General features: G+C 65.4%; 18 protein-coding genes, 4 tRNA genes and 2 pseudogenes. 16 read left to right on the top strand and 8 right to left on the bottom strand.

Going from position 1 to position 20,567, the window contains the following annotated elements:
* The first annotated feature begins 4 nt into the window (after window positions 1-4).
* Window positions 5-766 carry an SDR family NAD(P)-dependent oxidoreductase gene (locus KME78_RS28915; protein WP_219532520.1) on the top strand — a complete coding sequence of 254 codons (762 nt, stop codon included), beginning with the start codon at window positions 5-7 and terminating at the stop codon, window positions 764-766.
* On the opposite strand, the gene KME78_RS28910 is transcribed toward KME78_RS28915, so the two are convergent.
* Complete coding sequence (locus tag KME78_RS28910; RefSeq protein WP_308127171.1) at window positions 767-1,582, bottom strand: barstar family protein; 816 nt, start codon at window positions 1,580-1,582, stop codon at window positions 767-769.
* 469 nt (window positions 1,583-2,051) lie between these two features.
* On the opposite strand from KME78_RS28910, the pseudogene KME78_RS28905 reads away from it, so the two are divergent.
* From KME78_RS28905 to KME78_RS66375, 3 genes and pseudogenes are all read left to right on the top strand, one after another.
* Window positions 2,052-2,161, top strand: a pseudogene (locus KME78_RS28905) (IS5/IS1182 family transposase); the annotation flags it as partial.
* A gap of 455 nt (window positions 2,162-2,616) precedes the next feature.
* Entirely contained in the window at window positions 2,617-3,159 is a 543-nt protein-coding gene (locus tag KME78_RS28900) for a hypothetical protein (protein WP_219532519.1), read from the top strand.
* Between the two features lie 422 nt (window positions 3,160-3,581).
* Window positions 3,582-3,710 (top strand): hypothetical protein, encoded by a 129-nt coding sequence (locus KME78_RS66375; protein WP_281428888.1) that lies wholly within the window; start codon window positions 3,582-3,584, stop codon window positions 3,708-3,710.
* An 82-nt stretch (window positions 3,711-3,792) separates the two neighbouring features.
* Here KME78_RS66375 and KME78_RS28895 read toward each other — a convergent pair.
* The 4 genes from KME78_RS28895 to KME78_RS28880 form a co-directional block, all read right to left on the bottom strand.
* Window positions 3,793-3,866 (bottom strand) — tRNA-Phe (locus KME78_RS28895).
* Between the two features lie 5 nt (window positions 3,867-3,871).
* Window positions 3,872-3,945 (bottom strand) — tRNA-Asp (locus KME78_RS28890).
* A gap of 73 nt (window positions 3,946-4,018) precedes the next feature.
* Window positions 4,019-4,091: transfer RNA gene (locus KME78_RS28885), tRNA-Glu, on the bottom strand.
* Window positions 4,092-5,636: a metallophosphoesterase family protein gene (locus KME78_RS28880; RefSeq protein ID WP_308127170.1), complete on the bottom strand. Its 1,545-nt coding sequence runs from the start codon at window positions 5,634-5,636 to the stop codon at window positions 4,092-4,094.
* 51 nt (window positions 5,637-5,687) lie between these two features.
* Here KME78_RS28880 and KME78_RS28875 point away from each other — a divergent pair, with 51 nt between their 5' ends.
* The gene (locus KME78_RS28875; protein ID WP_246652006.1) at window positions 5,688-6,038 is read left to right on the top strand and encodes a metallopeptidase family protein; all 351 of its coding nucleotides are present in this window, start codon (window positions 5,688-5,690) and stop codon (window positions 6,036-6,038) included.
* A 109-nt stretch (window positions 6,039-6,147) separates the two neighbouring features.
* Window positions 6,148-7,413, top strand: a complete 1,266-nt coding sequence (locus KME78_RS28870; RefSeq protein ID WP_246652005.1) for an MFS transporter — start codon at window positions 6,148-6,150, stop codon at window positions 7,411-7,413.
* On the opposite strand, the gene KME78_RS28865 is transcribed toward KME78_RS28870, so the two are convergent.
* Window positions 7,414-7,710, bottom strand: coding sequence for a PspC domain-containing protein (locus KME78_RS28865; protein WP_219532516.1), 297 nt, complete (start codon window positions 7,708-7,710; stop codon window positions 7,414-7,416).
* Between the two features lie 90 nt (window positions 7,711-7,800).
* Between KME78_RS28865 and KME78_RS28860 the strand changes: the two genes are divergently transcribed.
* Both KME78_RS28860 and KME78_RS28855 read left to right on the top strand, forming a co-directional pair.
* The gene (locus KME78_RS28860) at window positions 7,801-8,955 is read left to right on the top strand and encodes an acyl-CoA dehydrogenase family protein (RefSeq protein ID WP_219532515.1); all 1,155 of its coding nucleotides are present in this window, start codon (window positions 7,801-7,803) and stop codon (window positions 8,953-8,955) included.
* Between the two features lie 56 nt (window positions 8,956-9,011).
* A tRNA-Lys gene (locus tag KME78_RS28855) sits at window positions 9,012-9,087 on the top strand.
* 218 nt (window positions 9,088-9,305) lie between these two features.
* Here the strand turns inward: KME78_RS28855 and KME78_RS68095 are convergent.
* Window positions 9,306-9,800, bottom strand: a pseudogene (locus KME78_RS68095) (tyrosine-type recombinase/integrase); the annotation flags it as partial.
* Window positions 9,801-10,208: 408 nt separating this feature from the next.
* On the opposite strand from KME78_RS68095, the gene KME78_RS64735 reads away from it, so the two are divergent.
* Window positions 10,209-10,622 carry a hypothetical protein gene (locus KME78_RS64735; RefSeq protein WP_246652003.1) on the top strand — a complete coding sequence of 138 codons (414 nt, stop codon included), beginning with the start codon at window positions 10,209-10,211 and terminating at the stop codon, window positions 10,620-10,622.
* 97 nt (window positions 10,623-10,719) lie between these two features.
* On the opposite strand, the gene KME78_RS28845 is transcribed toward KME78_RS64735, so the two are convergent.
* On the bottom strand, window positions 10,720-11,769 hold the full coding sequence (locus KME78_RS28845; RefSeq protein WP_219532514.1) for a helix-turn-helix domain-containing protein: 1,050 nt from the start codon (window positions 11,767-11,769) through the stop codon (window positions 10,720-10,722).
* 184 nt (window positions 11,770-11,953) lie between these two features.
* On the opposite strand from KME78_RS28845, the gene KME78_RS28840 reads away from it, so the two are divergent.
* The 7 genes from KME78_RS28840 (at window position 11,954) to KME78_RS28810 (ending at window position 20,431) form a co-directional block, all read left to right on the top strand.
* A complete protein-coding gene (locus KME78_RS28840) occupies window positions 11,954-12,208 on the top strand; it encodes a DNA-binding protein (RefSeq protein WP_219532513.1) in 255 nt (84 codons plus the stop codon).
* Window positions 12,209-12,444: 236 nt separating this feature from the next.
* Window positions 12,445-14,436, top strand: a complete 1,992-nt coding sequence (locus KME78_RS28835; protein ID WP_219532512.1) for a DUF3987 domain-containing protein — start codon at window positions 12,445-12,447, stop codon at window positions 14,434-14,436.
* Between the two features lie 475 nt (window positions 14,437-14,911).
* Window positions 14,912-15,796 (top strand): DUF2637 domain-containing protein, encoded by an 885-nt coding sequence (locus KME78_RS28830; protein ID WP_219532511.1) that lies wholly within the window; start codon window positions 14,912-14,914, stop codon window positions 15,794-15,796.
* Entirely contained in the window at window positions 15,796-16,095 is a 300-nt protein-coding gene (locus tag KME78_RS28825; RefSeq protein WP_219532510.1) for a hypothetical protein, read from the top strand. Before KME78_RS28830 ends, KME78_RS28825 begins: the two co-directional genes overlap by 1 nt.
* On the top strand, window positions 16,092-18,197 hold the full coding sequence (locus KME78_RS28820) for an FtsK/SpoIIIE domain-containing protein (protein ID WP_219532509.1): 2,106 nt from the start codon (window positions 16,092-16,094) through the stop codon (window positions 18,195-18,197). Before KME78_RS28825 ends, KME78_RS28820 begins: the two co-directional genes overlap by 4 nt.
* 570 nt (window positions 18,198-18,767) lie before the next feature.
* Window positions 18,768-19,274, top strand: a complete 507-nt coding sequence (locus KME78_RS28815; RefSeq protein WP_219532508.1) for a DUF4365 domain-containing protein — start codon at window positions 18,768-18,770, stop codon at window positions 19,272-19,274.
* A 170-nt stretch (window positions 19,275-19,444) separates the two neighbouring features.
* Window positions 19,445-20,431: a hypothetical protein gene (locus KME78_RS28810; RefSeq protein ID WP_219532507.1), complete on the top strand. Its 987-nt coding sequence runs from the start codon at window positions 19,445-19,447 to the stop codon at window positions 20,429-20,431.
* The last annotated feature ends 136 nt before the right edge of the window (window positions 20,432-20,567 follow it).

The raw sequence follows: 20,567 nt of genomic DNA, 5'->3' as shown, positions 1-20,567 counted from the left end.
CATCGTGACCGATCGATTCATCGGCAAGGTCGCCCTCGTCACCGGCGGCGGCTCCGGCATCGGCCGGGCGACCGCCCGGGCCTTCGCCCGTGAGGGCGCCACCGTCGTCGTCTCCGGGCGTGACGCGGAGAACCTCGACCAGACCGTCAAGCTGATCGAGGCCGAGAACGGGCGAGCGAGCCTCGTCATCGCCGACGTCACCAAGCAGGAGGACGTCGCCCGGATGGTGGCGACGACCGTGGAACGTCACGGCGGCCTGCACGTCGCCCACAACAACGCCGGTGTCTTCGGCCCGTTCGCTCCGCTCGCCGACCTCGACGTCGACGGCTGGCGCAACGTGTTGGACGTCAATCTGACCGGCGTGTTCCTGTCGATGAAGTACGAGATTCAGCACATGCGCTCCCATGGCGGAGGCACGATCGTCAACACCTCCTCCAACATCGGCGCCCATCGCAGGCTCCCCGGAGCGAGCGCCTACGGCACTTCCAAGGCGGGTGTGAGCTTCCTGACCCGTACCGCGGCGCTGGACCACATCGATGACGGCATCCGCATCAACGCGGTCAGCCCCGGAGCCAGCGACGCTCCGATGTCCACGCGGCCCGGCGAGAGCCGCGAGGAACGCGACGCCCGTCTCACTCCGCACATTCCGCTCGGCCGGGTCGGCACACTCGAGGAGGTCACCGCCACCGTGCTGTGGCTCGCCTCCCCCGAGTCCGGATTCGCCGTCGGCCACGACCTCGTCATCGACGGCGGCGCCACCGCCTGATCACGAAGCGGGGTCCGGGGTGGCCACACCGCCCCGGACTCCAGCTCGAATGACGTCCGCACCGTGTTCCGCGAAGATCGTCTGGATGATCGCGAAATAGGGTTGAGCGTCCGCCAAGGCCCTTGTCAGGGACCGCCGCGCCACGTGGGAGTCGTTCCAGATCAGGGTGAACGGCGTTCTAGCTCCGAAGCGACCCCGCAGACAGTCGTCCAGCGCATCGAGGTTCCAGCCGAAGTAGCCACCAGGCCCGTTGATGGCTTCTCCGAGCGCGAGGTAGAAGGCGGCCTCATCGGTGACGTGAGTCCCATCGAGGTGGTAGACGCGTCCTGGCGGCTGATCGAGCCGCCTCGCTCGCCGGGAGTTGTTGCGGCGGACGATGGTCAGCCATTCCCCCCTGTCCTCCGGCCCGTACTCGGCCCACTGGTTCGGCTGATCAGGCCGAGCCACCCGCCAGCGCTCCCAGAGATGCCGCGCCCTGGGCGGAGGACTGTCGAACCCCCACAGAGCGACGATGTCCACCCGCTCGGGATCAAGTCGCGAGGGCCGCCAGTCGGTGATCTCGCTCATCCAGAAGTCCGCGAGCGGCTCTCCTGCCATGTCGAGCAGCCGAAGCCCTTCCAGGCCCAGAGGGTTCCTCTGGCGGTAGCGCTTGGATCCTGCGAGGTAGTCGCGTAGCCGCTGAGCGGGAAGGCACCCCAGGAGCTCGACCGTCACGTCCTCGCCCGGATCGGCGAAGAAGCCGCCCGCATCGAGGCAGGCCCCGAGAACCTGATCATCATCGTCGATCAGGAGAAATTTCGGCTCGACGGAATCCACGGGCTCCATAAACCGTCCCAGAAAAGCAAAAAGCCCCGAACAGTGATCCGTTCGGGGCCAAAAAAATGTGGTCAGGGGCAGGGTCGAACTGCCGACCTTCCGCTTTTCAGGCGGACCAATCATCCTGGCCGGGCAGCGGAGACCATGGTCAGAGGATGGTGGACGGTGGCCGAGGTGGGGTCTACGTGCGGGGACGTTGCTGTCAGCGCTGCTGTCGCCTGAACATCCGACAGAAGCACCTGCGCCAAGGACTTCGGCGACGTCGCGGCGCCGGCCCTCCACAGGTCACAAAGCGTCTCTTCACAGCCCTGGATCTGCGTGAGGATCCGCTCTTCGTATTGCTCACTACTGAGATCTTTTGGGCGCGGAAGAGCGTAGTCGCTTCCATGACGCCAACCAGAGTCGATGGGCTTTTTTCGCAAGTCATCTAACACCGGTTCGAAGGTTGACTCATTTGCGGCAGCGTGCTCTGCTCACAGTCACCTTCAAAGCTCTGCGCCGGGTCACCCTCGATCCCTGGCGCATCGGAAAATCCTCCAGGCAGCGCTCGTCCTGCTTCATCACGAGCATGACCGGACCATGTCGCCATCACATAACGTGATCTTCAGTTACGGAGAACAGCTTACTCCGATGATACGGAATCTCCACATCACAAGTTATGGTCTGAGATCAATGAATCCGGCCCTGGCCTGCACCAATCTCGGCACCGCGCCAAACTAGTGGCCAACCCTGATGATCTGCGCCTTCTTCCGTAACCGTTCGATCTGGCCGGAACCAGCCGGGTACAGCGCATTCTTCCCAGGGCATTTCTGAGTTATCCTTGACCCCAGCAGCCGGATTTGAAGACACCCTTTCAGGCTTCGTCATAAACCGTTTCTTGTGACTGTGCACGAGGTCAGGAGTAAATAGAGCAGCGACTCTTGAAGTCGCTTACTCGCGCACATCCCGGCATGCTCGATCGACCGCGCGCTCCTGACTGGATCCCATTCAGAAACAGTCCGGCAAAAAGAAACCACTCAAGCGAAGGGATCACCATGCATTTCCGAACGCGCGCCATGCGCTTGGCCGCCCTGGTGGCCATGAACTGCGCCCTGATCGCCGCTTTCACCACCAGCCCGGCCGACGCGGACCGTACCCCGTCCACGCCGTTCGCCACCGAGAACCAGAACACCCCCTGGAAGGGCTACAAGCGCTCGTACACCGTGACTCTCGTCCGGACGGCCGCCGCGGTGCCGACGAGCGGGCAGGCTCCGGCGGCCATCATCACCTGCAGTGGGGGCATCTCCAACCCGACCGTGGTCGGCGCCCAGGTGGTCGCCACCGCCTCCGCGCAGTGCGACGCCCTCGTCGACACGATCGACCTCGCCATGACTTTCGTCGTCAACGGCACCGGACTACCCTGGGAGATCACGACGGGGAGTAACGTCTCGCAAGTGGGGAACTCCAGATCCGTCGCGTGCCCGGGAGGAAGCGCCACCTACCAGTCTCTGGGGGCCGCGCGATTCACGAAGGCCGGCTACGCGAACTCACCCCTCGTGATGAGCGGCGGGTCCGCGACTTACACCCTCTCCTGCTGATCCCGCGAGCAGAGGTACGTCCATCCACCGCCGTCACCCTGCCCTGCTGACGCCGCGCCCACGAAACCCTGAATCCGTCGGCGCCCCCAGGGACGGTCACATGACGGCCGAACGATCGAGGGCCTGACCGCCGTTACCAGCGATCAGGCCCTCGACCCGCGACCACCGCCTCGGGGTGGTGGGAGGGCCCGGGGACGGTTCAGCCGGAGGGGTACGGGCACAACGCGTCATCCAGGGCCTTGAATCTCGAGTGAGGACAGGAAGCCGTCGAGCGAGAGCACGGCGTGCACGGTTCGGTGTCTGAGGAACATGGGAACCGGATCGTGCGCTAAGCGTTTGTCGTGGTGAGCATCGGTTTGACCGTCCATGATCGCTTCCGGGAAACTTCGAGGGTCTTGTCGTAGACCCCATGGAGGTTCACGGTGCCGGTCGAGTTCTTGTCCGATGAGCAGGCGGCGGGGTTCGCACGTCAAAGGCTCATCGCGGGCAAGCAGCTGTACCACCTGCTCGCCGAGACGCCCGGGTCCGGCGACCTGCTGGGAGCTGGCTGAAGAAGACTGGTGACGTTGCTGTCACCAGAGATCAAAAGCCACGAACGGTGATCCGTTCGGAGCATTCGTGCTGTTCAAAAGGTGGTCAGGGGCAGGGTCGAACTGCCGACCTTCCGCTTTTCAGGCGGACGCTCGTACCAACTGAGCTACCTGACCCAGAGCGGTCCTGACGGGACTTGAACCCGCGACCTCCACCTTGACAGGGTGGCGAGCACTCCAACTGCTCTACAGGACCTTGCTTTCCGACTCGCTTAGCTTACCAGCTCCACGGTGGCCTTTGACCATCCGTTTTGTGACGCGCTAAGCAGTGCCCCCAACGGGATTCGAACCCGTGCCGCCGCCTTGAAAGGGCGGTGTCCTAGGCCGCTAGACGATGGGGGCTCAGGAACTTTCCCTGTCGCCTTCCGTCGGAGACCTCTGAAGCATAGGGGACGATTGCCCCTGATGCCAAAGTGGCGGACCGGCGGCCGGCGTTGTCGTGCCAGTGATCGATCCCGTTGGCGACGGGGCGTTCGTTGGCGCTGGAGAAATCATACGTCCCGGGTCACGCTCCACGTGACGCTGGATGTACACAGACTGCTCCCCGAGGCCCCCGAGCGTGATGTCGTCCCAGGCCTGCAGGCGTCTGGTCTCCTTGTCGAAGTACATGACCGAGGCCTGTACGGGGGTCGGCTGGGGGTGTTCGAGGGCACGCAGGCCGGCGCCGCCCGTAGAGCCCTGGACCAGCAGGCGGGTGCCCGTGGGCAGCACAGTCGTTGATCGTTCGTGCGTGTGACCTGCGAGAATGATCGGTGTGGCGCCGGAGAAGCCGCGGCCGACCTCCGGGTCGTGGACGGCGACTATGTCCGGTTTCCCCATCCGCGGCACGTGTGACCGCCCGAACTGCGCCAGCACGGCCGGGTCCGAGTCGACAGCCACGGTCTTGTCGGGAGTGAAGCGGGGGTCGCCCAGGCCGTAGATGTTCAGGCCTGCCACCTTCTGCGCCTTGTCATCCAGAACTATGGCGTTCTTCTGCTTGGCGACCGCTTTCTGGGTGATCATCGAGTCGTGGTTGCCGCGAACGTAGACGTACGGGACACCGAGGGTGGAGATCTCGTCGACGAACTTGTTCTCGGTCTTGGTGCCGTGGTCGGAAATGTCGCCCGTGTCGATGATCATGTCGACCTTGAACTGGTCCTTCAGGGAGCGGACGACGTTCCAGGCGATCGGGTTGATGTGGACGTCCGAGATGTGCAGGACGCGGATGGATCTGGGGTCCGCGTCGTACAACGGCAGGGTCGACACCGTGTCGTACAGCTTCGAGACGTTGGTCACCAGCTTGGTGAGCTGCGACCGGTACGACTCGAACTTCGTCACGATCGACTCCGCGCTGCCCACCAGCGACGGCGCGGCGGCGATCAGGCCCGAATATCTGGGCTCTACGAGCGAATTCGGGCGGAATGTGAGCGCGGCGAGCGCGCTCGTGCCGGCCAGCGCCACGGAAGCGGCCAGCAAGCCGAGCAACGCCACCCGCGGCCGCCTGAACACCAGCAGGCTCGCGATCAGCGCCCCCGCTCCCGCGCACAGCATCGAGCGGATCAGCAGCAGGCGGACACCGTCCAGCAGGTCGCGTTCGATGATCTCCGGCAGCCGGTCCGCCAGGCGGGGGTCCTCAAAGAGCGCCTTGGCGCGTTCCTGGTCGATGTTCTCGAGCGAGATGCGGAGTCTGAGCGGGGCGTCATGGGTGCGGAACGTGAGCGTGCCCAGCGGGCTGGCGTCCACGATCGTCTCGCCGTCCCAGGCGGGCCGGAGCGACATACCCGTCTCCACCGGACCGACCTGGGCCCTGAGGGTCCCGCTGAGGAAGATGCCGAGCCAGGCGCCCACCGCGGCCACGATGAGGACGGCCACGGCCCTGGACACCCGCGACTGGAGGACTGCCTTCACTCTGTCAGTGAACTTCATACAGTTTCTTGCTTACCCGACCAGCGGGGCAGAATGGCAAGGGTGATCGAGGTTTCGCGGGAGAAGTTCGAGGAGCTCGTAGCCGAGGCGCTGGACACGATTCCCCCAGGTCTGACCCGGGTGATGAGCAATGTCGTCGTCACGGTCGTCGACGATCCGCCCGAACCCAACCTGCTGGGCCTGTACACCGGAATCCCCCTCACAGAGCGCGGCGATTGGTACTCCGCAGTCCTGCCCGACCGTATTGAGATCTACCGGAACCCGATATGCCAGATTTGCGATACAGAGGACGACGTGGTGGACGAAGTACGCATAACGGTCGTCCACGAGGTCGGGCATCACTTCGGCATCGATGACGCCCGGCTCCATGAACTAGGCTGGTAACCGTTCGCAATGGGTTGGCTTCTTTGGGTTGCGGGCCGTCAAATGATCGGGCACCTTAGGTGACATAGCGAGCACTCTGAGTCAGGCACAGCGGAGTCCAATGGGGGCCATGCGGACGCGACGGCTGCTGGGACGGCATCGCCGCGCCCTCCAACGCCAAGCCACATACGGCGAGGTCATCGCCATCAGGGAGTTTCGCGCGCTCTGGTACGCCCAGGGCCTCTCCCTGCTCGGTGACCAGCTCGCCCAGGTGGCGCTGGCCGTCCTTGTCTATGACCGCACACGATCACCGCTGGCCACCGCAGCCGTCTACGCGCTGACCTACCTGCCGACGATCCTCGGCGGCCCGCTGCTGGCAAGCCTGGCCGACCGGTTCGCGCGCAGGGGCGTCATGATGACGTGCGACCTGCTCCGCGCGGCCCTGGTGGGCGTGATGGCGCTCCCGGGGGTGCCGTTCCCCTTGCTGTGCGGGCTGGTGTTCCTCGTGGTGCTGCTCAGCGCGCCGTTCTCGGCCGCGCGCGCGGCACTGCTGCCCGAGGTGCTCGAAGGTGATCGGTACGTCGTCGGCTCCGCCTTGCAGAACATGACGAACCAGGGCATCCAGATGCTCGGTTTCGCGGCCGGCGGTGCGATGATCGCCACGATAGGCCCCTACCGCGCGCTCGCGCTCGACGCGATCACGTTCCTGGGCTCCGCGTTGATCCTGGTCATCCGCGTACGACCACGTCCCGCCGCCGCCCGCGAGGGCGCAAGGGGGTCGATGTGGGCCATGACCAGAGCGGGAGCCCGCCTGGTCTTCGGCGATCGAAAACTCCGCACCCTTGTGCTGTTCGCGTGGCTCTGCGGCTTCTACATCCTGCCGGAAGGCATAGCCGTCCCCTATGCGGCGAAGCTCAGCACCGGCACCCTGTCGCTCCCGGTGGTCACCGGGCTGCTGATGGCGGCGATGCCGACGGGGACCGCGGTGGGGGCGTTCTTTTTCAGCAGGTTCGTCACGCCGCCGCGGCGCCTGCGCATGATGGGGTGGATGGCCATGTTGAGCTGTCTGCCGCTGGTCGTGACCGCGCTGCGGCCGCCGTTGGCCGTGGTGCTGGCCGCGTGGTTCCTGTCGGGGGTTGGCGGGGCGTACCAGCTCGCGGCGAATGCCGCTTTCGTCCAGTGCGTACCGGCGGATCAACGTGGTCAGGCGTTCGGCCTGGTGCAGTCGGGGCTCATGGCCGTACAGGGGATCGGGATCTTGATCGGCGGGTTCGCGGCGGAGAGACTCGGTCCAGAGCCGGTGGTCGCGCTGGCCGGCGTCATCGGTGTGACGGCCGCGGCCGTGCTCGCCATCCTCTGGTCCGAGTCCCGCGTCGAGACCCCCGCCCGCGCCTGATCACTGCTGCGGCTTCTGCTCGCCGCTGTAGTCGGTGTGGTCCTGCCAGGTGGACTTGGCCTGCTGCTTGTCGAGCAGGTCCTGGACGATCGAGCTGTCCCGGCCCTCTTCCGGCATGAGCAGCCAGCCGACCGCGTACACGGCGACCCCGAGCCCACCGAACAGCGTGACGATCGCCAGGCCGATTCTGATCAGGTTGGCGTCGATGCCGACGTACTCCCCGATGCCCGAGCAGACACCGGCGATGATCCGGCCGTTGTTGGTCCGACGAAGCTTCTTGACGTTGTATTCGCTCATGCCTCAAGACTGCCCTTCGGCCCGGCGTTCGCACATCAGGATTCCCCCTGGTAGAACCCTGGTAGGCCCTTACATACGGAAGGACGATCGATGGATGATCTGCTGCGCCTGGACGACCGGCTCGACGGCGACCAGCGGCTGATCCGCGACACGGTCAAGTCCTTCGTCGCCGACCACGTCCTGCCGTACGTCGGCGACTGGTTCGAAGAGGGCACCTTCCCCGCCCGCGAGCTCGCGCCCGCACTCGGCTCGCTCGGTCTGCTCGGCATGCACCTGGAGGGCTACGGCTGCGCCGGCACGGACGCCATCTCGTACGGCGTGGCCTGCCGCGAGCTCGAAGCCGGGGACTCGGGTCTGCGGTCCTTCGTCTCGGTTCAGGGATCGCTGGCGATGTTCCCCATCTGGCGTTATGGGTCCTCCGAGCAGAAAGAGCAATGGCTGCCCGCGATGGCCGCCGGTGAGGCGATCGGCTGTTTCGGCCTGACCGAGCCCGACCACGGCTCCGACCCCGCCAACATGCGCACGTACGCCAAGCGGGACGGCTCCGACTGGATCCTCAACGGCTCCAAGATGTGGATCACCAACGGCTCGATCGCCGACGTGGCCGTCGTATGGGCCCAGACCGACGAGGGCATCCGCGGCTTCGTCGTACCGACCGATACGCCCGGCTTCTCCGCCCCTGAGATCCACAAGAAGCTGTCCCTTAGGGCCTCCGTCACCTCGTCCCTGTACTTCGACGACGTACGCCTTCCGGCCTTCGCGGTACTTCCCGGAGTGTCCGGCCTCAAAGGCCCGCTCTCCTGCCTCTCAGAAGCCCGCTTCGGCATCATCTGGGGCGTCGTGGGCGCGGCCCGCGCCTGCCTGGAGGCGGCGGTCTCGTACGCGAAGACCCGCGTCCAGTTCGACAAGCCGATCGGGGCCTTCCAGCTGACGCAGGAGAAACTCGCGTGGATGTACGTCGGGACGGCCCAGGCGGGCCTGACGGCCCTGCATCTGGGCGCCCTGAAGGAGGCGGGAAAGCTGGAGCCCCGGCAGATCAGCTTCGGCAAACTGGCCAACGTACGGGCAGCGCTGGACATCGCCCGCCAAGCTCGGACGATCTTGGGCGGGAACGGGATCACGCTGGAGTACCCTGTGATCAGGCATATGAACAACCTGGAGAGCGTGCTCACCTACGAAGGCACCCAGGAGATCCACACACTGGTGCTGGGCGAGGCGCTGACAGGGCTCGCGGCTTACCGGTGAGGGGGCGAAAGGGCGTCGCGTGGGGGGCGGTAATCTCTGTACCCTTGCTGTTGCTGGGGGCGTTAGCTCAATTGGCAGAGCTGCGGACTTTTAATCCGTAGGTTCCGGGTTCGAGCCCCGGGCGCCCTACCATTCTTCACCCTTATGACCAGGCGTTTTACCACTCCGCCGGAATCCGTAGGGTCGCTAGAACCCTCTTGGGAGACCGAGGGGAGACCGCCAGTTTGGGAGACCGCTCGCGGGACGATGGCCGCGCTCGCCTCAGCCGCCTCGTGCGCCAGCTCCGGTAGCACCGTCGTGTAGGTGTTCTCAGTCAAATTGGTCGAGCTGTGGCGCAACATCGAAGACACCATCTTCGTGTCGGCTCCGGCGGCGTAGGCGAGCGTGGCCGCACAGTGCCGTAGGTCGTGCAGCCGGATCGGCGGCAGGCCCGCCTGATAGGCAAGTTGCGAGAACAGCTCGCTGACCCAAGCCGGATGCAACTCGGTGCCATCCTCGCGTGTGAAGATCCGGCCGGTGTTGGTCCACGACTCGCCCCACTCCTGCCCCTCGGCGTTCTGGCGTGCCCGGTGCTCCTTCAGCACGGCCACAGTCCCAATGTCGAGGGCGATCACTCCGTCGCTCGCCTCCGTCTTGAGATCGCCCTCCTCGAACTCCCATCCGTCCTGGAAGAGCTGCTTCTCCATGGCCAGCGTTCGCTCCTCCTCGTCGAGGTCCACCCATCGGACGCCGCACCCTTCGCCACGGCGCAAGCCGCGGAACGCGATGAGGTGGAAAAGTGCGTACAGCCGATGTTGAGCGGCGACGTCGAGGAATGCGCCAAGTTGGACCGGCGTCCAGACCATCACGGGTGATGGTCGCAGTTCGAGGGTCTCCCATACCCGCACGGCGCTGATCTTCTTGCCGCCCTTTTCCGCCCGCACGGTCTCCAGACGCTCGGCGAACTTGGCGTTGAACGCCTCCAACCTCTGTTTGGTCCACACCAGAGCCTTGGGCCGCTTCACCTTGTCCAGCTTGATGGCACCGGCGTTGTTGACGCTGATGATCTCTTGTCGTACGGCGTCGCTCAGCACCGTGCTCAGCGTGGCTCGGATCCGCTGCTTCGTCGCTGGTCCGGTGACCCTCTTGCCTCGAACCCAGGCACGCACCGCTGGGTCTTCCGACGCGCGCGACTCCAGGATCTCCTTGTTCTTTTCGTCGATGCGGGTGAACACCTTCTGCAGGACCGACACCCACAACCTGTCCATGCGGACATGGGCGAGCACCTCTTTCAGGTGCTCCTTGTAGTGGGACCGGTAGCTCCTGAGCGTGGTCTTACGAATGTCGCCGCTCCGCTCGTGCTCCGCCATGCAGCTCTCGAAGAAGTCGCCGAACAGCATGGAGCTGAGCCGCTGGCCGCCGTTGTACTTGCGGCGCAGTTCGTCGTAGTCCGGCAGCGGCGCCTCCTTCTTGTGGGCCGCTTTGATCATGTCGAGGATTTCCATCCTCGCCTGGTGCCCGTCCGGCCCGGCCTCGGGGATGTCGAGGAGACGGCCCGCCTTCTCGTAGAAGGCGGTCAGGTTCGCCTCGGTGTTGAAACCGCCCAGGCGGAGATACACGCGCTTTCCGTCAGGCCCTGCGGGCACCTCTTCCTTGCCGTACCAGCGGCCATGGTTAGGGTTCCATGAGCCGTCCTTACGGCGCAGCCTGGAGCACTTCGCGCCCAGCTCGCGGCCGTCCTGGCGACACTTGCATCGTTTGAATCCGTTGCCGGTCATCTGCAACTCACCTCAGTCTTGTGTCGCGGTAGATACCGCCGACCTTCTTGGCGTCGACGTAGTCCTCGGAGGTCGCTCCCAGCTGAGCCGCCAGTTCTTCCTGCTCTTGTTTGGTTTCGCCGCCCTTCCAGCGCAGTCCGATCCGGGCTGCCAGGCTTTCGAGGTAGTCCAATCGGTCCTGGGGCTTGCGGTCGATGATCTGCTGGAGTCGGGTGTCGATCTCAGCTACGACGTCGTCAGTGGAGTGCGCCTCGCCTCGTTCGTAGGAGTCGATGATCAGGATGGCCGCATCGAGCATCCCGGCACGGACCAGGACCTCCGCAGAGTCCTGGACCAGCTCCGGCACCGCCCGCACCTGGCTGCCGGGGATTGTCCTGCCGAACAGGTCGCGCAGGCGTAGGAGGTCGGCCACGATGCTGTGGCGCCAGCGGCGGTCTTGCGTTGGCGGGGTCAGGTCCCGGCCGTTGCCCATCGTCTGCAGGGTTCGTTCAAGCACGTCGTACGTGACCGCCGCGTCCCGCCATGAGTCCGCGGCGAGCCATGTCTCGATCGCCTCGCTCGTTCTGTCCGCGGCGACCCTCCTCGTACTCAAGAACTCCTTGTAGGCCGCCTGGTTCTCTTGCTGGCTGAGGCGGTGGCGCAAACGCGCCCAGGCGAGGATGAACCGCGCGTACTGCTCTCGGGCATCACGTCCTTCCTGGGTGACGGTCCGGCTCAGGTCGTGCAGGTCGCGCCCTTCGGCTCCCTCTGAGGGCAGCGGAAGTTCCTCGAGAGGAATCCCGAACACCTGGGCCATGGCGATCGCCTCATCGACACTGATCGCCCGGCGGCTTCCGTCCGGCTTGGAATTAACGATCTTCGAGATCGCTGACTGATGTGTCGGGCAGCCGGCGTTCGTCAACTCCTGCGCCATTCGGTCCTGAGACCAGCCGCGCCGGCGCATCTCCCAGGCGAGTCTCAGGGCGATGTTCTCCTCGCTCAGCCTGCGCGGATCGCGGTCATCGCCTGGATCGACCCTCTCGCCCGCGCCCCTTTTGTCGGACATTTCAGCACCCATTGACGCCCCCAGCTCTCATCCAGACAGGATCGGACGTTACCCGCACTGGGGTTGCACGTCCATCCGAATCTATGTCACGCTGATCAGCATCAGGAGGAGATCCTAACTGGATGGCATCGCCTGACACGATTCGGCACAGTCCGGCACGGCAGACGAGCCCCTCCCCTAGGAAATGGAATGCGCAATGACCCAAGCCCTGACCATCGAGGAGTTACTCGACCTCCCCGCCACGGTCGATCTGCCAACAGCGGGAAAAGCCTTCGGCATCGGCAGAACCAAAGCTCACGAACTGGCCCGCAACGGCACGTTCCCCTGCCGCGTACTCCGCATCGGCAGCACCTACCGCGTCGGCCGAGCCGCCATCCTCCGCTCCCTCGGGATCGACGACCCTGCACTCGCCCCCACAACCCCCGCCCAAGTGATCGACATCGCATCCTGACGCACGCCCCCTCGGCGCCAGCAGGCCTGCTCACTGATCCAGCACTCGCCAGTACCCGGGGCCGCATCCAATCGGCGCTGCCGCTATCAGCGCCGCAATCCAGAGCTGGGGCGCCCCAGACCACCGCATGGGATGCGGCCTTATCCCTTCGTAGACCGAGGGTTCCGTCCCACCACCAACAACAAGCACCACCCGGCCGCCAAGGGCGGCTGCCTGGTCAGAAGGGGAACACCGGCGTGAGCAGCACGTCACAGCCACCACTACGCATCGTCCCCGACCTCCACGCAGATCTTGACTTCACCCAGGAGCCGCCGCACGACATCGAAGCCGAACAGGCCGTGCTCGGATCCGTCATGCTCGCCCCGCACATGCTGGCTGAGTTGCGACCGTTGGTGGACGAGAGCGTCTTCTACCGGCCCGCGCATGCTCGGATCTGGCGGACCATCATCGGACTGGCCGACCGGGCCGCCCCATGCGATCCCATTGCCGTCTCCGGCGCCCTCGGCAAAAATATCGGTGCCGTGGGCGGCGGCGCATACCTGCACACACTGACCGCCGCCGTGATTACCACGGCCAACGCCAGCTACCACGCCCGCGGACTGCGCGAGATGGCCTACGCCCGCCGTGTGATCGAGACCGGCACCCGTCTCATTCAGCTCGGACAGCATGCCCCCGACCTGGACGACACCGAGGATCTGCGCACTCGGGTCACCGCCACTTGCGCCGGGATCACCACCCCGGATGTGCGCGGCTGGCCCGAGCCCACGCCGCTATCCGCCACTGGCGAACTGGCCGCTTTCCCGCTGTGGGCGCTCCCCGGCTGGCTGGGCGACTACTGCGCCGCACTGGCCGAAGTCACCCAGACCCCGCCCGACCTATCCGGCTGCCTGGCACTCGCGACGCTTTCGGTGGCCGCCGCCGGACACATCTGGGTACAAGCCCCCGCCTGGATTGAACCCACCAATGTGTTCACCGTCATCGTGCTGCCGCCTGGCAGCCGCAAGTCGGAAGTGTTCGCGCAGATGACCGCCCCCATCCGCACCGCCGAATCCCAGTTGGTCGAACGGGTCCAGCCGACCATTGTCGAAGCTCAGCTGGCACGCCGAATCGCCGAGGCGGAGGCAGAGAAGACGGCTACGGCCGCCGCCGCAGCAGACCCGCTACAGAACGCCGACGCGCTGGCCAAAGCCTCCGCCGCCGCCCTCGCCCTAGAAAAGATCACCGTGCCATCCGAGCCGACGCTGTTCACTGTCGACACCTCGGTGGAGAAACTCGCCTCCCGCCTGGCCCAACAGGGAGGTCGCTTTGCCGTTCTGGGGCCGGAGGGCAAGATCTTCTCCGTCCTGGCCGGCCGCTACTCCAAAACCCCAGACCTGCAGGCGTTCCTGTCGGGTCACGCGGGTGAGGAAATGCGCATCGATCGCATCGGCCGGGCCAGCGAGCGCATTGAGGCAGCCACCCTCACCCTCCGCGTGTGCGTCCAGCCCGGCGTCTTGGCCCGGTTGGGCAACACCCCCGAATTCCGCGAACAAGGCCTGCTCGGACGCATCCTGTACGCGCTGCCGGACTCCCTCCTCGGCCGCCGCAAGGCGAACCCTGCCCCGATCCCCACCCCCGTGCAGCAGGCATACACCGCCCACATGACCACGCTGCTGCTCTCCCCCCATGATTTTGACCACGGCACCGCCGACCAAGAGCGGCCCCGGCACACCCTTACTTTCACCCCCGACGCCCAAGAAACGATCACCCGGCTGCTGGCCCAGACCGAGCCCCGCTTCCTGCCCGGCGGCGACCTGCACCACATGACCGACTGGGGCGCCAAACTCGTCGGCGCCACCGTACGCATCGCCGCCCTACTGCACCTGGCCGCCCACCTCAAAGACGGCTGGTGCCGACCCATCACCGCCGACACCTTCGCCGCCGCCTGCCAAATCGGCGACTACTTCACCCACCACGCCCAAGCCGCCTACGACGCCATCGGCGCCGACCCCGCCATCGCCGACGCTCGCGCCCTGCTGGACTGGGCCAGTCGCACCGCCACCAGCCGCTTCACAGGCCGCGAGGTTCTGACCAAGTTGCGCCGCTTCAAAACCATGGCCGACCTCGAACCCGGCCTGCGCGTGCTGGAAACCCACGGCTGGATTCGTCGTCTTCCCACCGCCACTCCCAGCGGGCGGGGCCGCCCGGCCGCCCTCGCCTATGAACTCCATCCCCAGGCCACCACATGATCTCCGGTTCGTCTCTTACGCAGCGTCACCATCAACCGGTCCGAGAGAGCAGCCGTCGGCTGTCAGCACGTCAGCAGAATTCAGCAGAAATGTTTTTGCTGTCTTTGGCTGACGTGCTGACCGCCGACATCCCCCTATTCCGCTCACAGAGGGTTACCGCTCTCGGCATGGCAAGACCGGCTCAAGAACACCACCGACGTCGCTGCGGGTGCTGCCCCGCCAGACGCACGCATCTTCACCCGATCGAAGCGAGCTCACCAGCGACAGGAGACTCTCCCCCGAAGTGCACCGTGACGGCAATGACAGAACGCGCTGACCTACGTGCTCCTGAGCAGGCAAGAGCATCCGAAATACAAACGGCGGCATCAGATCCCACTGGCTCAGGCCGGTGGCAGTAAGGCGGCCGGGGCTCAGTGGCTTCAACACCGAACCCCGGCCTACGACCCAGCAACCTGATTCACCCAGGAGCCAGGCCATGAGCCACCACCCTTCCACACCCGCCATCGCCGGAAAAGCGACGCCCGACGACCCTCCCCCATCTCGACTCCAGCGCTTCTTCACCATCCCGTTCCGCGCTCGCAACGGGCACGCTATGCCGGTCGCCGAGACCGACATCGCCACCGGCGCGGGCCGCCTCGGAGACCGAGTGATTCTCGGCTTCGCGGTGGCCGTTCTCCTGGCCGTTGCCGGAGCCGCGGCCTACGTCTCGTACCACCACTTCTACGGCCTGGCGATCGTCCTCGGAGAGCGGCACGACATGGCCGTGCTCTACCCGGCGATGTCCGACGGCGTGATCGTCATGGCCTCGCTGGTGATGGTCTACTGCTCGCGCCGCAGGCTTCGCGTGCCAGCCCTGGCATGGATCGCGCTCGCCCTGGGAGGCGCGGTGACGCTGGCGGCCAACGTGGCGCACGGCTGGTCCGGTGGACTCGGATCGCGCCTGGTCAGCGCCCTGGCACCGCTGGCGTTCGCGGGCGCATACGAGCTGCTGATGTGGATCGTCCGCAACACCCGGCGACCGTCGGTCGTGGCCCCAGCAGAGAAGCACGTGTGCCAGTCCATCGAGACCCTCGTCGAGGTGGAGCGGGTGACCTCGGTGCTGCCCGCTGACCGGTACGAGGCGGCACGGCTCAGCTACATCGACAGTCTTGGCGAGGGCAAGCAGCGACTCGGCCGGCGCCCTCTGATGCACCGGTGGGGACTAGAGCAGCGCGAGGCCGAAGAGATCATCACCGAGGTGGATCGGGAGCGGTCCCAAACTGCTGAAGGAAAAGGTGCCGAGCCGACCGACTCGGAGGTCATGGCGCCGCCCACGAACGGCACACGTTCGATCGGCGCTAGCGAGGCGGAGGTGGCGTGATGAAGGACCTCCTGATCCCCGCGATGCTCGTGTCCCTGCTCCTACTATGGGCCACATGCGAGGCGACTCCAGCGGCCCGGAGTGCCAGGCAGATGTGGACGGCCGTCCGCCGTACCGGTTGTGCCCGCACCGCGTTCACAGTGGCTCGCGTCGCTATGGTGGTCGTGCTGCTCATCCTGGCGGACCTGTGCCGCCTGGCCGGACACGACGTCAAGGCAGTCCGCGTCGTTGCCAAGGCGCTTGCAGTCCACGCCGAGATCCTCGGGGCGGTCATCACCCGGGCGGAGGTGAGGGCATGATCGCCACAGAGGAAATGCAGGATGGCATGGTGATCGCCCTCCCGGACGAGGCCGACGACGTCCTTGAGGGCACGGTGCTCCTGGTCGATCAACCGCATGCGCCCGAGCCGATGGACCTGATCGCCGAGTTGGCCGCGCGCCGACAAGAGCGGTCGCCGCTGATCCCGGTGTGGCTGAAGTCGCGAGCCGACGCCTTGCAGGTGCTCAAATGGCAGGCCGAGCACACCGGCTACGTGCTGGCCTATCACGTGCTGCGCGGCCCGAAGTACGCGGTCAAGCTCGCGGCCCGCTCCCCGGCCGGCGCCTGGCGCCTGCTCGTGGAGCTGTTGCGCTGGCTGTTCGACATGGAAGGCCGCCCGGTCCGCCGGGCGGCAGCCACGAAGGAAGAGGCCACGGACTACCTGGCGCTGTCCAGGCAGCGTGACGACCGGGTCAAGGCGCGGCTGTGGACGGTCCTCGTGGGCGCGATCACGCTGCTCCTGGTGGGCATCTTCGTCGCGGTGGCCGCGCCGACATGGGCGCACTGGGCGATCGTCGGTGTGCTGGTCAGCGCGGCTGGCCTGATCGGGTCGCCAGCCGACAAGCCGCTCCTGGATCGTGCGGTCGTCCCGAGCCACGTGCGCAAGCTCACCAGCGACCAGGTGGTCGATGCGCTCGGCTCGCTCGGCATCTCGGCCATCAACCAGGCGATCGGCAAGAACGGGCGCGGCATCACCTTCCCCGCCCCAATCATGCGGGACGGGCCAGGCTGGCGGGCCGAGGTCGATCTCCCGCTCGGCGTGACCGTGTCCGAGGTGCTGGACAAGCGCGACAAGCTCGCCTCCGGCCTGCGGCGTGCACTGGGCTGCGTCTGGCCCGAACCGGTCTCGGAGGAGCATCCCGGCCGTCTGGTGCTGTGGGTGGGCGATCAGGAGATGCGCAACGCCAGGCAGCCCGCCTGGCCGCTGCTCAAGTCCGGCCAGGTCAGCCTGTTCGACCCGATCCCCTACGGCAGCGACCAGCGGGGCCGCCCGATCAAGGTCCTGCTCATGTTCGCCAACGTGCTCATCGGCAGCATGCCGCGCTACGGCAAGACGTTCGCGCTGCGGGTACTGCTGCTGGCCTGCGCGCTCGACCCGCTGGCAGAGCTGCGGCTGTTCGAGCTGAAAGGCACCGGCGACCTGTCGGCGCTGGAGAAGGTGGCCCACCACTACGCCAAGGGCGCCACCGACTCCGCCAAGGCCGCCTGCGTCGCCTCGCTAGCCGAGGTGTACGCCGAACTCGACCGGCGGGCCGAGGTCATCGACGGCCTGCCACGCCACCAGGCACCCGAATTCAAGGTCACGCCCGAGCTAGCCGCGCGGCGCGACCTCGGCCTGCACCCGACGGTGGTCGCGATCGACGAGTGTCAGGAACTGTTCTCCGACGACGAGTACGGGCAGGAGGCCGCCAAGTACGCCACCGCGATCATCAAGCGCGGCCCCGCCCTCGGGATCATCCTCATCCTGGCCACCCAACGCCCGGACAAGGACAGTCTGCCCAAGGCCATCTCGGCGAACGCTGGCATCCGCATCTGCCTGCGAGTGATGGGCTGGCAGGAGAACGACATGATCCTCGGCACCGGCATGCACCAGGCCGGAGTCAAGGCCACCATGTTCACCCTCAACGACAAGGGCATCTCCTGGGCGGTCGGCATCGCCGAAGACCCGCTCATCGTCCGGTCGGCCTACCTGGATGGGCCCACGTCCGAGCTGATCGCCGAGCGCGCTTATCAGCTCCGTCTGGCGGCCGGAACGCTGTCCGGGCAGGCGATCGGCCAGGAACCAGCCAAGCGGGCCTCTTACGACCTCCTCGCCGACGTCCTGACCGTGACCACCGCCAAGGAGGAGAAGGTCTGGAACAGCACCATCGTGGACCGGCTGGCCGAACTCCGACCGGACGCCTACGGCCAGTGGGCGGGCCTCGAAGACGACGCCAAGACCGCCACTCTGACCGCCCGCCTGAAGGAATACGGCGTCAAGACCGAGGACACCTGGGGCCGCGATACCGCCGGTAAGGGCCGCAACCGGAAGGGCTTCAATCGGGCCGACGTGGCTGAGGCACTCGCCAAGCGGAAGATCTAGCCCCTAGCAATCCGCGCTACTTGGAAGAACGTCCCCGGAGCCCAGCCGGGGGCGTTCGCATATAGCTGCTAGACCGCTAGGCCGCAGGTCAGGACGTTGTTCTTCCGCTAGCTGAGCCGCTAGACCTAGCGAGCCACCCGCTAGAGCTTCCCCTTTTCCAGGAACTTCCACGGCATGCGGTGAGGCTCTTTCCACTCACCGTTAACGACCCAGTCATGACGGCGAGAATCACCCAGGCGTCCGATGACCTCTTCGAGGAATCCGCCACCCCCTACCGCTACTGGGCATTCGGTGGCATCGATCCCCTTGCCTACCGTCGGGCGGAGAAAGACAGCAGGGTCCAGGACTGTCAACCACTCCCGAGCGTTCGCTCCCGTCGTTCACCCAACCCTCTCCACAGGAACGCGAGCTCTCGCCGTCGCTACACCTAGCTATCTGAGCTATCGCGCGGATAGGAATGCCAACATCAGTTCGACATTCCTTAATTGCCCGATGCCCCTTCCAGAGGAATGATGGTGCCTGTAACGAAATGCGCAGGATGCCAGAAGTCTCCCTCAGAGGGGAATCGGGATGGCGGAAGCGACAAGCTGGCAAAAAGAGCAGTTCAGTAGGGCCTATGTGTTGGCTGTTGCCACAAGGGGCGGCTATACGCTGGCAGACTGGAATGTTGACAAGGATGGTGTGGACGTAACCCTGCGCTGGAAGGGCCTGATGGTGGACTTCCAACTGAAGTGCACACAGAGTCCTCGGGCCGCAAAGGGCGACTACGTCTTCGACCTCGACCTCGCGACCTACAACAAGCTGCGCGATCCCGAAAGATCGGCTCCTGGATACCTGGCCCTGGCGGTGGTTCCCAAGACGCTGGACAAATGGCTGCTCCACGAGCCCGAGCGGCTCTTGATGTCGTGCCACACGTACTGGGCCAAGCTCCAGGACGAGCCCCCTCCCACCGCCTCCAAGACGACGGCTATCCATCTCCCGCGCTGCCAGACCTTGACCATTAACTCTCTTGAACGTATGTTCGAGGCCTCCCGTCAACATATCCTCAACGGCACCATCGAGGGGGGACTTGCATGAGCGATCCCGCCCCTTCAGTGCCGGCCGATGAACTCACCACCTACCTGCGTCTCACCAGTTGGACGCCCACGACGGGTGGCCCTGTGGCGCAGCTTTGGTCCCATCCGCAGTATGAGGAAGAAACGCTACTCGTCCCGCTCCGTACGTCCGCAAGTGACTACGACAAGCGCATGCGGATCCTCCTCCACCAGCTCGCCGATCTTGAACGCCGAGATCCACAAACTATTTCCAGCGAGATCTCCCTCATCTATTTCGACGTCACTCAGCTGAGAGCGGACCATCCACAGCTCATAGATGACTCCATTCCGCTGAACGCTGGTTATCAGCTATTCGAGTCAGCGCGTAAAATAGTCATATCCAGTGCGGCAGCAACAATCCGGCGACAAGGCCACTTCGGGCAGAGCGTACCTCTCAAAGCCCGAGATCACGCCCGGCACGTTCGACTTGGCCAGACACGGCGCGGATCGTACATCCTCCCTGTCATCAGCCCAGCTAGACCCGCTCCGCCCCCTCCGGACGACGAACAGCTTCACCTCGATATGGATGTAGAGGAAACGTTATTCGATCGCCGGGTCATGACCACGATGGCGCACGCACTCAAGACCCTCGAAGAAATGGCGAGCAGGGATAGGCTGCCCTCCCCGTCGGAGATCTCAGATTCTGTTGGCGAGGGAGTCTCGCGCGAACTCTGCGTTGCCCTGGACTCAATAATAACGTCAACAGAGATCACCGAACTGGACGTCGAGTTCAACTGGTCGCGCGCATCTCAGCCCATGAGTCCGGAGGTCGCGATGCTGACTTTCCCTAGGGAGTCGTCAGTCGTTGTCGAACATGTGGCCGAGAAGTTGAAGACCATTCGCCGGCAACGCGAGCACGTGCTGTTCGGGCTGATCACCGATCTCCACCGCGGCGCCGATGAGGAGGCGCTCGGCGGTCGGATTGGTATGGAAACCATCATCGACCGGCGTCGCCGAGTGGTCTGGATAGACCTCGACGAGGAGACCTATCAACAGGCAGTCCGCTACCACGGAAGCCGGACACGGGTCGTGGCAAGAGGAGTGCTACAGACGGGACGTCCCGCCACCATGGACGTCAGTCACTTCGCACCAGATTATTCGCTGAGCGAGTCATCTTTGCTCGTGAACCCCACGGACTGAACCGAGCTGGAGCGTTGGCCAGCAACGACACGATCTGGATGCGAGTGGCGCCGGTCAGCGGCTTGAACCAACTTGCGTACCTCTCGGCCACCGCGCGCCAGAAGCCCCTTGCCACCATCAATCGACAGTCGCCGAT

The organism is Nonomuraea guangzhouensis, assembly GCF_019396345.1.
GTDB lineage: Bacteria > Actinomycetota > Actinomycetes > Streptosporangiales > Streptosporangiaceae > Nonomuraea > Nonomuraea guangzhouensis.
This window is presented reverse-complemented; position numbering and strand designations above follow the sequence as displayed.

Bases quoted from the DNA above. Each gene is read 5' to 3' on its own strand.
- KME78_RS28845 (WP_219532514.1), bottom strand. From the start codon at position 11,769: ATGGGTGCTGAAATGTCCGACAAAAGGGGCGCGGGCGAGAGGGTCGAT.
- KME78_RS28900 (WP_219532519.1), top strand. From the start codon at position 2,617: ATGCATTTCCGAACGCGCGCCATGCGCTTGGCCGCCCTGGTGGCCATG.
- KME78_RS28840 (WP_219532513.1), top strand. From the start codon at position 11,954: ATGACCCAAGCCCTGACCATCGAGGAGTTACTCGACCTCCCCGCCACG.
- KME78_RS28870 (WP_246652005.1), top strand. From the start codon at position 6,148: ATGCGGACGCGACGGCTGCTGGGACGGCATCGCCGCGCCCTCCAACGC.
- KME78_RS64735 (WP_246652003.1), top strand. From the start codon at position 10,209: ATGGGCGAGCACCTCTTTCAGGTGCTCCTTGTAGTGGGACCGGTAGCT.
- KME78_RS28820 (WP_219532509.1), top strand. From the start codon at position 16,092: ATGATCGCCACAGAGGAAATGCAGGATGGCATGGTGATCGCCCTCCCG.
- KME78_RS28810 (WP_219532507.1), top strand. From the start codon at position 19,445: ATGCGGATCCTCCTCCACCAGCTCGCCGATCTTGAACGCCGAGATCCA.
- KME78_RS28865 (WP_219532516.1), bottom strand. From the start codon at position 7,710: ATGAGCGAATACAACGTCAAGAAGCTTCGTCGGACCAACAACGGCCGG.
- KME78_RS28875 (WP_246652006.1), top strand. From the start codon at position 5,688: ATGGCAAGGGTGATCGAGGTTTCGCGGGAGAAGTTCGAGGAGCTCGTA.
- KME78_RS28860 (WP_219532515.1), top strand. From the start codon at position 7,801: ATGGATGATCTGCTGCGCCTGGACGACCGGCTCGACGGCGACCAGCGG.
- KME78_RS28825 (WP_219532510.1), top strand. From the start codon at position 15,796: ATGAAGGACCTCCTGATCCCCGCGATGCTCGTGTCCCTGCTCCTACTA.
- KME78_RS28815 (WP_219532508.1), top strand. From the start codon at position 18,768: ATGGCGGAAGCGACAAGCTGGCAAAAAGAGCAGTTCAGTAGGGCCTAT.
- KME78_RS28830 (WP_219532511.1), top strand. From the start codon at position 14,912: ATGAGCCACCACCCTTCCACACCCGCCATCGCCGGAAAAGCGACGCCC.